An 11,443-nucleotide genomic window follows, 5' to 3' on the forward strand; every position below is an offset into this window, starting at 1 on the left:
CGCCGGGCTCTTAAAAGGCCGGGACCCCGGCTTCCGAATTTGCCGGTTATGGGCTCCTTGAGGGAATCTGATTCCCTCAAGGAGCCCTTCACGGACCATTGTCGTTCAGCGCGAAACCCCGGTCTGGGAACCCGCCCTTTCCTTCCGTACCGCTACTTCTTCGGCACGCCCAGCGCGGCCAGCGCCGGACCGGCCATGATCACGCCCTTGCCGGTCACCGCGTCGAACCCGGACGCGCCGAGGTCGATCGCGCTCGCCTCCAGCGCCGTGCGGACCTCCGCCGGGGTCGCGGACGGCTTGCCCGACAGCAGCAGCGCCGCGATCGCCGCCGCGTGCGGGGCCGCCGCCGAGGTCCCGAAGAACGGCTGGAAGCCGGCGACCGAAGTGGCCACGCCGTCCGCCGCGGTGATGTCCGGCTTGGCGCGGGTCGCGCCGCCGGTCGAGGACACGTTGCCCGGGGTCAGCTCAGTGCCGTCGGCGTTGTAGAAGAGGTGCCGCTGGCCGTCGGAGGTGAAGCGCTCCCACTTGCTGGCCGAGGTGAACAGGCCCGGGTACGGACCGGCCGGGTTCGCCGGGTCTCCGGTCTCCAGCGGGCGGCCGAACGCGGTCGCCGCCGGGGCCGCGGCCACCGAGAACGCCGCGGCCGCCGCCGAGTGGCCCGAGGTCACGCCCGCGGTGCTGAACGCCTTGAGCGAACCGGAGTCGACGAACCGGCCGCGGACCACGTTGAGCGCGAAGAACCGGTCCGCGCCGTTGTACTTGACCACCGCGAGGCGGTAGCCGGAGCCGGATGTCGGCACGGTCAGGCTCTCGTACGGGTTCTGCGAACCGTTCTGCGGATTGGCGCTGGAGGCGACGACGCTGCCGGAAGCGTTGAGCAGGAACAGGTCGTAGTCGCTGGTCGAGTGTCCCCACGGGTCCGACCAGAACAGCGTCACCGGCCTGCCGAGCGAGCCCGGCGACAGCGGGTCGGTCGTCTGCACGCCGCTGCCCGGGTCGAAGTCGTGCGGGGTGCCGGTGACGCCCGGCAGCGTGGTGCCGGACGAGCGGAAGTCGCCCTCGTAGTAGCCGCTGGTGCCGTCGGTGAAGTTGCCGGAGTTGCCCGCGGAGGAGAAGTAGAGCGCGCCGGCCGCGGTCACGTCGTTGACTGCCTGCGCGACCTGCGTGTCCTGGAACGGCGACTCGTCGAAGTACGCGACGTCGTCGACGATCACCGTGCACTTGCCGGTGGTGCGCAGCGCGCGGATGTTGTCCGCGAAGCTCGATTCGCTGGTGAACGCGGTGGCGAAGCCGAGCGCCGCACCCGGAGCGAGATCGTGGACGATCTCCAGCATCGCGGTGCCCTCGTCGCCGCTGCCAGCCTGGCCGGACAGCACGTCGACCGCGGGCAGTTCGCCGGCGTCCTGCGACTTCTTCAGCGAGTTGACGCCGTCGGAAAGCACGCAGACCTTCACGCCGGTGCCGTTCACGCCGTATTGCGTACGCGCGGTGTCAGCGCCGTGCGCTTTGTCCCCTTCGGACACTTGCAACGCCGCGACGGCCTTCTTGGCCAGCTGCTGGCGCTGCGCGTCGGGCTCGTTCCAGGTCATCGCCTGCGTCGCGGGCTGGACCTGGCGGACGTCGCCGCGCGCCGCGATCCGGTCCACCGCGTTGAGCGGCAACTGGGCGCGAACCGCGCCATTGGACGATGTGGACTGAACGGTGCCGCCCGCGGCGCGCACGGCGTTCGCGATCGCGGCGCCAGCGGTTCCGGCGATGTCCACCGAAACCGTGCCAGTCTGGCTGACCGGCAGGCCGGTGCGGTAATCCGGCAGCTGCGCGGCAAGGCCGCGGTCGGCGCGCAAGCGCTTCTCCACGACAAGCTGGCTGGACTGCTTCTGCTCAGCCGGGCTGAGGGTCTTCTTGATCCCCTGCAGCGCGCTGATCCCGGCTCCGGAGCGCGCGTTCGCCGCGTCCGCGGCAGACGGTTGCGCGACGGCGACCCCGCTCCCGGCGAGCACCACCCCGACCGCGAGGGGCACCGAATACGCGGCCACCCGGCTCGTTCTTCTCATGACAGCTCCTGTTCTCGCCCCCGGCCACCGACCGTGGTCACGTGAATCTAAATAGCGACCGCGACAAAGACCACCGACCAAAGTGGTATCTGCCCGGATGGCCCACCTGGTGAGACTCCGACCGCCCTTCCCCTGCTCCGAAGCGGAGCTGGCACTCTGCTCGCGTGGCGAACCTGGGGAGGGACTTCGCGCGGCTGTGGGCGGCGTACGCGATCAGCACGGCAGGCAGCACGGTCGGCGCCGGAGCGCTCGGGCTAGTCGCGGTGCTCGTGCTCGATGCGCCCGCGTGGCAGGTTTCCCTGATCACCGCCATCTCGGCCGCGGCCAGCGCAGTCCTCGCTTTCCCGCTCGGCCCCCGCGTCGAGTTCGCCAGGAAGCGTCCCGCGATGATCACCGGCGACCTGGTCCGCTGCGCCGCGCTGGCGAGCGTCCCGTTGGCGGCTGCGCTGCACGTGCTGACGATGCCGCAGCTCTATGCCGTCGACATCGTCGTCGCCACGGCGGCCGTCATCTTCTCCGCCGCCAGCGGCGCGCACCTCAAAGCCCTTGTCGCGCCGGACGAGCGGGCTGTCGCGTTGAGCCGTTTCGAAAGCACCGATTGGGTCTGCTGGTCCGCCGGGCCACCGCTGGGCGGCGTCTTGATCAGCGGGCTGGGCGCTACCGCGACAATGCTCATCGACGCTTTCTCGTTCCTGCTGTCCGCGCTCGGAATCCGCCGCTTGCGCACGCCGGAACCACCGCCTGTTGTGGCCGACGAGCCTTCGCGGCGAGGCTTCACGAACGGATGGCGTTTCCTGCTGCGCAGTCCCGAACTGCGGCCGTTGTTCTTCAATTCGGTGCTGTTCAGCGGCGCGGTCCTTTGGGTCACGCCGCTGCAAACCGTGCTGATGCTGCGGGATCTCGGCTTCGCGCCGTGGGAATACGGGCTCGTGCTCGGCGTCCCCTGCCTCGGCGGGCTCCTCGGCGCTCGTCTCGCCCCGGCGTTCAGTGCTCGGTACGGCGCGCGGAAAGTGTTGCGGTGGACGAGTTTCGCGCGCACTCCATGGCTGCTCGCGATGCCATTCGCTCTTCCCGGTCCCGGCGGAGTCGCCTTGCTGATCGCCGCGAACTTCGGACTGCTGCTGGTGGCGGGCATCTTCAACCCGACCTACTCGGCCTACCGGCTGTCGCTGATCGACGACGCTGTCCTGACGCGGACGCTCACCGCCTGGTCGACCGGAACCCGTACCGCCAAACCGGTTTTCATCACCCTCGGCGGAATCGCGGCCGGAGTGCTCGGCGTGCGCTTCTCCCTGGGGATCGGCGCCGTGCTCTGTCTGCTCAGCGCCGCGGCGCTGCCCGCCCGCCGAGCCGGGTGATCAGTTTTTGTCGGTGGCGCCGGTTACCGTGGCTGCCATGTTCAAGATCGACCGCGCGACCGCTGCGGACGCCGCCGCGCTCACCGACCTCATGCACGCCTCGTCGGCCTACCAAGGCCAGTACGCCTCGATCCTGGAGGGCTACGCCGTCACCGCGGATTACCTTCGCCAGCACCAGGTTCTGGTCGCCCGAGGGCCTTCGGGGCCGCTCGGTTTCGCCGCGCTCACCGATGCCGAGCTAGATCTGCTGTTCGTCGCCGACGAGGCGCAGGGAACCGGGCTGGGCGCGCGGCTTGTGCAGCAAATCCTCGAGGTGGCAAGGGAAAACGGGCTGTCCGAGGTACGCGTGGTGTCGCATCCGCCCGCGGTGAAGTTCTACGAACGCATGGGTGCGCGCCAAGTCGGGACTGTCCCGCCGAAACCGCCGAAGATCTCGTGGTCCCGGCCGGAGTTGGCGTTCTCCTTGGCCGAGCCCGAAAACAACAGCGCCCCGGCCCGCGAAACCACCGCGGGCCAGGGCGACCGTCGAAGAATCAGAAGTTGATCATTGGTTCCGGGATTTCGTTGAAGCATGGAAGTTGCGTTCCGCTATTCGCGAGGCGGTCAGCGACACCGAGACGGGGGAGCTTCGCCAAGTCCCCGTGCTGCATGACTTGACAGTCGAATCGATGCAACTGCCCTACACTCCAGGCGTCCACGCATCTCCTGCCGAGCAGTCATGCCCGAACCCGGACGGCGACGACGAATTTCGACAGAATCCTCAGTTCACCAAAATCAATTCGTTCGTTCTTGACGACGCATAACCCGCGAAAAGGTAACCAGTCCATCATCGACATTTAGATCACAATCGTAAACCCAGTCGCACGAGCCGCGGTAAACTACGCTCGCCGAATAGGGAGGCCGAATCTCAACAGAGATGAGCTTGAGACCTTCGACTGACTCGCCAAATCTGGCAGCAAGCAGCGCTTGCGACCGCTCTAATGCTTCACTTTCTTTTATAGGCTCAACTGGCTTGCTGCCAGACGCCTTGAGCTTGTCCGCCATCTTCCGGCCTACAACTTTTAGTGAATCGTACGCCCCGTTCCCAATAACCCCACTGGCAACCGCACCACCAATGAATGCAGTAATAGCTATAACCGCAGCCGAAGCGCCCCACTCGTGACGATTCTCTCGAACTTCGATGGTGTACGGCGCAGGGAACCCGTCCTTGCCATCCGCGTTGGGGATCGCTTCAATCTCGGCTACAAGCCAGTCCCTGTGCCACGCCGCTCCACGAGATTCAATCTCGATCACTTCGCGTACTCGCTCATCAACCGAATGATCGTCCGCAATACACACAGAGACAACTACCCGGTCGGCATAACTCCGTGGATCACCTTCGAAACTCAGCTCTTTGGCCATCGAACACTCACCTTCGTTCGGACTTCCGCAGAGCACCAGGCCACATGGCGGCCTGAGTAGGACCTGACACCTGCCCTGAACCGCGAACCCGCGGTTCAGGGCAGGTCCAGAATCAGAAGTTGATCATATGACCAGCCAGTCCGTGCACCGCTTCCTTCACCGCCTCGCCCAGCGTCGGGTGCGCGTGCACGTTGCGGGAAACCTCGTGCACCGTAAGGTCCCACTGCTGCGCCAGCGTCAGCTCCGGCAGCAGCTCCGTGACGTCCGGGCCGATGAGGTGCGCGCCGAGCAGTTCGCCGTATTTCGCGTCGCTCAGCACCTTCACGAAGCCCGCCGCGTCCCCGAGGCCGTGCGCCTTGCCGTTGGCCGTGAACGGGAACTTCGACACCTGAACGTCAAAGCCCTTCTCGCGCGCCTGTTCCTCGGTCCAGCCGAAGCTCGCGATCTGCGGCTGGCAGTAGGTCGCGCGCGGGATCATCACGAAGTCCAGCTCCATGGTCTCCGCGCCGGCGATCGTCTCCGCCGCCACGATGCCCATCGACTCCGACGCGTGCGCCAGCATCAGCTTCGCCGTCACGTCGCCGATCGCGAACAGGTGCGGCACGTTCGTCCGGCCGCGGCCGTCGATCGCGATCGCGCCGCGCTCGGTCAGCTCGACGCCGGTGTTCTCCAGGCCGTAGCCCTCGACGTTCGGCCGGAACCCGATGGCCTGCAACACCTTGTCGGCCTCGAGCACCTGCTGCTCGCCGTTCTTCGACACGGTCACGGCCACCTTGGCTCCCGAGTCGTCGATCGACTCGACCTTGGTGCCCAGCAACACCTTGATCCCCAGCTTGCGGTAGCGCTTCGCCAGCTCGGCCGACACCTCGGCGTCCTCGAGCGGAACCATCCGGTCGAGGAACTCGACGATGGTCACGTCCACGCCGTAGTTGCGCAGCACGTACGCGAACTCCACGCCGATCGCGCCCGCCCCGGCGATCACGATGCTGTCCGGCAGTTCGCTTTCGAGGATCTGCTTTTCGTAGGTGACCACGCGCTCGCTGCGCTGCGTCCCGGGCAGCAGCCGGGCGGTCGCACCGGTGGCGATGATGCCGTAGGTGAAGGTGATCCGCTCGCCGTTCACCTCGAGGGTGTTGGCGTCCACGAAGGTGCCGCGCCCGTTGTATTCGGTGATCTTGTTCTTCTTCATCAGGAAGTGCACGCCCTTGACGCGCCCGTCCGCGACCTTGCGGCTGCGCTCGTACGCCGCGGTGTAGTCGAACCGGATCTCCCCGTCGGAGGAGATGCCGTAGGTCTTGGCCTCCTCCTTCACCGTGTGCGCCAGCTCGGCGTTGCGCAGCAGCGCCTTCGAAGGGATGCAGCCGACGTTGAGGCACACCCCGCCCCAGTATTTCTCCTCCACGACCGCCACGCTCAGGCCCAGCTGCGAAGCCCGGATCGCCGCGACGTACCCACCGACTCCGGCCCCGAGGACCACCACGTCATAGTCTGCGCTCATACCTCTGAAACTACCTCCCGCGCCCGCGCGGGGCGGCGTGACGGCGCCCGCTTTCAAACCGGCGGCCGCTCGCCCCTGGCCGGTCGCCTGTTCCCCTGGCGCCTTCTCGGACGGCGAACCCGGGCGAAACTCGCCGAAGCCGGACATCGCTTGATCCGCCGCGAGATTGCTCGGAGGGCAGCCGGATCGTCCACAGTGGCCGCCGCGCCTTCGCCCGCCGGTGCTGCCGGACCCGCCGCTCAGAGCGGCGGGCGCTCTCCGCGGATCCCGGCCAGCAGCTCCGTCACCGCGGCCATGATCCGCGCCGTCGCCTCCTCCAGCACGTCCCTGGTCAGCTCCCGCCCGCGCAGATCGCCGAGTTCCACCGGCGGCCCGGCGACGAACTCGATCTTCCGCCGCGGCAGGACGCGCGGGAACCGCGCACCGGCGGGCAGCAGTTCGTGCGTGCCCCAGTTCGCGACCGGAATCACCGGCACGCCGGTCTCCAGCGCGATCCGCGCCGCGCCGGTCTTGCCCTTCGCCGGCCAGCCGTCCGGATCGGCGGAGAGCCCGGCCTCCGGGAAGATCGCCACGCATTCGCCCGCGCGCACCGCGGCGACGGCGTCGCGGTACGCGCCGGCGGCGGTCGGCGCGCCCCGGTGGACCGGGATGTGCTTGCCCGAACGCATCACCGACTTGATCACCGGGGCGCTCCACAGGCTGGCCTTCGCCAGGTACCGCGGCACCCGGCCGGAGCCGAGGCAGAACGCGGTGAGCGTCGTCGGGTCGGCGTTCGAGAGGTGGTTGGAGGCCACCACGACCCCGCCCGATTCCGGGATGTTCCGCGCGCCGCGCACGCGGAACCGGCTCGTGAGGGCGAGCAGCTGCCACACCACCTCGATCGCGAAGTGGTACCAGGCGCCCCGGCCGGAGCGGGCGAACCGCCTGCCGTACTTCTGCATGCCGCGGAAGCCGAGCAGCTCCCCTTCGAGCAGGGTCCAGTGGTCCCGGGTCCGGGTGCGCAGCGCCATGAGCGTCATTCGTAGCGGAAGACGCTCCGGTTCGGTGCCGCGCGGACCCGGGACGCGTCAGGAATCACACCCGCTCGAGCACCACCACGGGGATCTCGCGGTCGGTCTTCTTCTGGTAGTCGTTGTAGGCGGGCCACACCGCGGCGAGCTTGTCCCACAGCCGGGCGCGCTCCTCGCCGGTCGCGGTCCGGGCGCGCGCGGTGAACTTGTCCGCCCGCACCTGCACGCGGACCTCGGGGTTCTCCTGCAGGTTCAGGTACCAGCCGGGGTGGTTCGGCGCGCCGCCCTTCGAGGCCACGATCACCGGGTTGCCCTCGTCCTCCTGGTAGATCAGGGCGAACTTGCGGTCCTGCCCGGTCTTGCGGCCCTTCGTGGTGAGCACCAGCGTCGGCACGCCCTCCTGCCAGTCGTGCCCGACCTCCCCGTCGGTCTCCTCGTAGCGGCGAACGTGCTCGTCACCGAACAGCATGCGGATTTCCTTTCGTTCGACTTCCGCGCTCGACAGCCCGGACCTGCCCTCCCACCCTGCCGCGAACCGGTCGGTCGCGCTGATCAGCTCGTGCAGCGTGCCCGGTTCGTCGAAGGCGTGCCCGGCGTCGCCGATCATCTTCAGCTCGGCGCCCGGCAGCACCTGCGCGAGTTCCCAGGCGGTGGTGGCGGGAGTGACCACGTCGTACCTGCCCTGGACCAGAACGCACGGGATGCCCGACAGCTTCCCGGCGCCGCGGATCAGCTGGTCCGGGGCGAGCCAGCCGCCGTGCCGGAAGTAGTGGTTCTCGATCCGCGCGATCGCGAGCGCGAACTCCGGCTCGGCGAACGCGGCCACCACCTCTTCCTGCGGCGTGAACTTGACGGTCTCGCCCTCCCATCGGCTCCAGGCGAGCGCGGCGGGCCCGTGCACCTTCGGGTCCGGGTGATTCAGCAGTTCGTGGTACACCTCCAGCAGGTCGCCGCCGCGGCGCGCGTACGGCACCGGCGCGAGGAAACGCGACCACGCCTCCGGGAACATGCACGCCGCGCCGCCGCCGAAAAGCCACTGCACCTCTTTGACCCGCAGCGTCGCGACGCCGCGCAGGATCAGCTCGGTCACCCGCTCCGGATGCGTCTCGGCGTAGGCGAGCGCGAGCACGCTGCCCCACGAACCGCCGAACAGCTGCCAGCGGTCGATGCCGCGGTCCTCGCGCAGTTGCTCCATGTCGGAGACCAGGTGCCAGGTCGTGTTCACCGACAGGTCGACGTCCGGCTCGCTGCAGTGCGGCGTGCTCCGGCCGCAGCCGCGCTGGTCGAACAGCACGATCCGGTAGCGCTCCGGGTCGAACAGCCGCCGGTGCCGCGCGGACGCGCCGCCCCCGGGGCCGCCGTGCAGGAACGCGACAGGTTTGCCCTCGGGATTGCCGCATTCCTCCCAATACAGCGTGTTGCCGTCGCCGACCGGCAGCATCCCGTGGTCGTACGGATCGAGTTCCGGGTACAGACCGAGCATGCAGCCACTATGCCCGACCTCGGCCGCGTCCCGCTGGGGGTCCACTGTGGACGCGCGGACGCTGCCAAGGGGCTCCGGTTAGGCTTCCCGCATGGCGAAGGTACTGGTGGTGGAGGACGACGCGGCGATCGGCAGCGTCCTCGACTCCGCACTGCGCGGGCACGGCCACACAGTGCAATGGTGCCGGGACGGCCGGAGCGCGCTGCGCGAGACCGCGGCCGATCTCGTGCTGCTGGACCTGGGCCTCCCGGACATCGACGGCGTCGAGGTCTGCCGCAGGTTGCGGGCGGCGCTGCCGGGCGCGGTGCTGGTGATCCTCACCGCGCGGGCGGACGAGATGGACGTCGTGGTCGGGCTGGAGGCCGGGGCCGACGACTACCTCAGCAAGCCCATCCGGCTGGCCGAACTGCTCGCCAGGGTGCGCGCGCACCTCCGCCGCGGCGCGCCGGCCGCGCCGTCGACGCCGGTCGTGCGGATCGGCGCGCTGGAGGTCGACATCGCGAGCAGGCGGGTCAGCCTGGGCGGGCGGGAGGTCGCGCTGCGGGCGCGGGAGTTCGACCTGCTCGCGCGCCTGGCCGTCCAGCCGGGGCAGGCGGTCAGCCGCGACACGCTGATGTCCGACGTGTGGGATTCGCACTGGCACGGCTCCACGAAAACGCTCGACGTGCACATCGCCGCGCTGCGCCGCAAGCTCGCCTCGGCTGCCGAGTCTCCGTACGAAGTGCCGAGGATCGCCACCTTGCGCGGGCACGGATACCGGCTCGAGGAGGACTGAACGGGGTGCGCCGCCGGATCGTGACGCTCACCGTCCTCGCGGCGGTCCTGGCCACGAGCCTGTTCGGACTGCCGCTCGCCGTCGGGGCGCTGTGGTACTTCCGCACGCACACCACGTCCGCACTGGAACGGGCCGCCGACGGCACGGCCGTGGTGGTGTCCGACGCGCTCGCCGCGGGCCAGCCCTTCCAGGTCCCGGAGAACGAGGACGGCGCCGAGGTCGCCGTCTACGACCCGGCCGGCCGGCTCCTCGCCGGGGACGGCCCCGCCACCGCGGACGACGTCGTGCGCGGGGTCGCCTCGACGCGCAGCGACATGCTGAACCAGAAGGTCGGCGACGAGGACGTGCTGGCCGTGCCGGTGCTGACCGGGGCCCGGCTCACCGGCATCGTGCGCGCGGCGCTCCCCCGGTCCGCGCTGACCCGCGACGTCGGCATCACCTGGCTGGTGATGGCCGGGTGCGCGATCGGCGCGGTGCTCGCGAGCTGGCTGGTCGCCCGCCGGATCGCGGCGCGGCTGACCCGTCCGCTGGAAGACCTGGCCTGCACCGCGGCCCGGCTCGGCGAAGGCGACTTCTCCGCGCGGTCCCGGCGCTCGGCGATCCCGGAAATCGACCGCGTCGGCGCGGCGCTGGACGTCACCGCGACCCGCATCGGCGAAACCCTGGAACGGGAGCGCGCCTTCTCCGCCGAAGCGTCGCACCAGCTCCGCACCCCGCTGGCCGGGCTGCGCCTGCAACTGGAATCCGCGCTGGAAACCCCCGGCCGGGACCCCTACGCCGCGGTGCGCGCCGGAATCACCGCCGCCGACCGGCTGGAACGCACCGTCGAAGACCTGCTCGCGCTGTCCCGGGAACGCCGCACCCCGCGCGACGAACTCGACCTCGACGCGCTGCTGGCGGAGCTGACCGACGTCCCGCTGCCCGGCGACCGCGAGCTGCGCCTGGAGATCACCGACCCGCCACCGGTGCGCGCGTCGGCCCCGGCGGTCCGGCAGGTGCTGGCGGTCCTGCTGGACAACGCGCTGAACCACGGCGAAGGCACCATCACCGTCCGAGCCCGCGACGCCGGTGGCGCGCTGGCCGTGGACGTCGTCGACGAAGGCCCGGACCTCGGCGAACGCGACCCGTTCTCCGACCACACCCCCGGCGGGCACGGCATCGGCCTCCGCCTGGCCAGAAGCCTGGCCGAAGCCGAGGGCGGCCGGTTGCGCCTTTCCCGCCCCGATCCGCCGACGTTCACGCTGCTGCTTCCGGAAGCATCCGCCTCCTGACCCAGCTCCGCCCGGCAGTGCCTGTTTTCGCTCGTACTGCCGCACTGCCGCACTGCCGCACTGCCGATCTCCGCGTCCTGCGGCCACCTTCTCGCTCGGCTACCGCCGCCCGGCAGCGCCCTGCTTCCGCTCCCGCAGACCACCTGCCGATCTCCGCGCCCTGCCGCCGCCTCCCCGCTCGGCTACCGCCGCCCGGCAGAGGTTTGCTTTTCGCTTGTGCAGAGGGCCCCGCCGACCTACGCGCCCGGCGGCGCCTTCCCATTCAGCCAGCTCCGCCGAGCAGTGCCCTGCTCCCGCTCCCGCAAACGACCCGCCGACCACCCCGCCCCGCCGCCGCCTCCCCACTCAGCCACCACTGCCCGAGCAGGCACCGCGCCCGGTAGACCTCCCTCGCCTCAGACGGCCCGCACGCGTCGTGACCCGCACCCCCGAGCACGCACCCGCCGCCTCCCGTCCCCGGCCACGCGTACCCGCGCCACACGACTGCACACCGCCCCGCCCAGCCCCCGACCTGCGCCGCCGAACCCGCCGCCGCGAACCCCCACCCTCGATCACTTAGAGTCAGGACCGCCCGAAACCCGAACCAGCCCAGG

9 protein-coding genes and 1 pseudogene are annotated in these 11,443 nt (G+C 69.9%); 4 read left to right on the plus strand and 6 right to left on the minus strand.

Annotated features, from left to right (window positions below):
* Window positions 1-152 precede the first annotated feature (152 nt).
* The gene (locus tag ACWGIC_RS28365; RefSeq protein ID WP_452078975.1) at window positions 153-2,054 is read right to left on the minus strand and encodes a S8 family serine peptidase; all 1,902 of its coding nucleotides are present in this window, start codon (window positions 2,052-2,054) and stop codon (window positions 153-155) included.
* Window positions 2,055-2,218: 164 nt separating this feature from the next.
* On the opposite strand from ACWGIC_RS28365, the gene ACWGIC_RS28370 reads away from it, so the two are divergent.
* Both ACWGIC_RS28370 and ACWGIC_RS28375 read left to right on the plus strand, forming a co-directional pair.
* On the plus strand, window positions 2,219-3,412 hold the full coding sequence (locus tag ACWGIC_RS28370; RefSeq protein ID WP_452078976.1) for an MFS transporter: 1,194 nt from the start codon (window positions 2,219-2,221) through the stop codon (window positions 3,410-3,412).
* 37 nt (window positions 3,413-3,449) lie between these two features.
* Window positions 3,450-3,956 carry a GNAT family N-acetyltransferase gene (locus ACWGIC_RS28375; protein ID WP_452078977.1) on the plus strand — a complete coding sequence of 169 codons (507 nt, stop codon included), beginning with the start codon at window positions 3,450-3,452 and terminating at the stop codon, window positions 3,954-3,956.
* A gap of 230 nt (window positions 3,957-4,186) precedes the next feature.
* On the opposite strand, the gene ACWGIC_RS28380 is transcribed toward ACWGIC_RS28375, so the two are convergent.
* The 5 genes and pseudogenes from ACWGIC_RS28380 to pip all read right to left on the minus strand — a co-directional run.
* The gene (locus ACWGIC_RS28380) at window positions 4,187-4,813 is read right to left on the minus strand and encodes a hypothetical protein (protein WP_452078978.1); all 627 of its coding nucleotides are present in this window, start codon (window positions 4,811-4,813) and stop codon (window positions 4,187-4,189) included.
* Between the two features lie 112 nt (window positions 4,814-4,925).
* Window positions 4,926-6,311 carry a dihydrolipoyl dehydrogenase gene (gene lpdA, locus ACWGIC_RS28385; RefSeq protein ID WP_452078979.1) on the minus strand — a complete coding sequence of 462 codons (1,386 nt, stop codon included), beginning with the start codon at window positions 6,309-6,311 and terminating at the stop codon, window positions 4,926-4,928.
* Between the two features lie 239 nt (window positions 6,312-6,550).
* Window positions 6,551-7,330, minus strand: coding sequence for a lysophospholipid acyltransferase family protein (locus ACWGIC_RS28390; RefSeq protein WP_452078980.1), 780 nt, complete (start codon window positions 7,328-7,330; stop codon window positions 6,551-6,553).
* A gap of 55 nt (window positions 7,331-7,385) precedes the next feature.
* Window positions 7,386-7,790 carry a nitroreductase family deazaflavin-dependent oxidoreductase gene (locus ACWGIC_RS28395; protein ID WP_452079029.1) on the minus strand — a complete coding sequence of 135 codons (405 nt, stop codon included), beginning with the start codon at window positions 7,788-7,790 and terminating at the stop codon, window positions 7,386-7,388.
* A gap of 75 nt (window positions 7,791-7,865) precedes the next feature.
* Window positions 7,866-8,804: pseudogene (gene pip / locus ACWGIC_RS28400) on the minus strand (prolyl aminopeptidase); the annotation flags it as partial.
* 91 nt (window positions 8,805-8,895) lie between these two features.
* On the opposite strand from pip, the gene ACWGIC_RS28405 reads away from it, so the two are divergent.
* Together ACWGIC_RS28405 and ACWGIC_RS28410 are read left to right on the plus strand one after the other, a co-directional pair.
* Entirely contained in the window at window positions 8,896-9,579 is a 684-nt protein-coding gene (locus ACWGIC_RS28405) for a response regulator transcription factor (RefSeq protein ID WP_452078981.1), read from the plus strand.
* 5 nt (window positions 9,580-9,584) lie between these two features.
* The gene (locus tag ACWGIC_RS28410; protein ID WP_452078982.1) at window positions 9,585-10,850 is read left to right on the plus strand and encodes a sensor histidine kinase; all 1,266 of its coding nucleotides are present in this window, start codon (window positions 9,585-9,587) and stop codon (window positions 10,848-10,850) included.
* Window positions 10,851-11,443: the final 593 nt, after the last annotated feature.

The sequence above is a fragment of the Amycolatopsis sp. NPDC054798 genome (assembly GCF_053611505.1).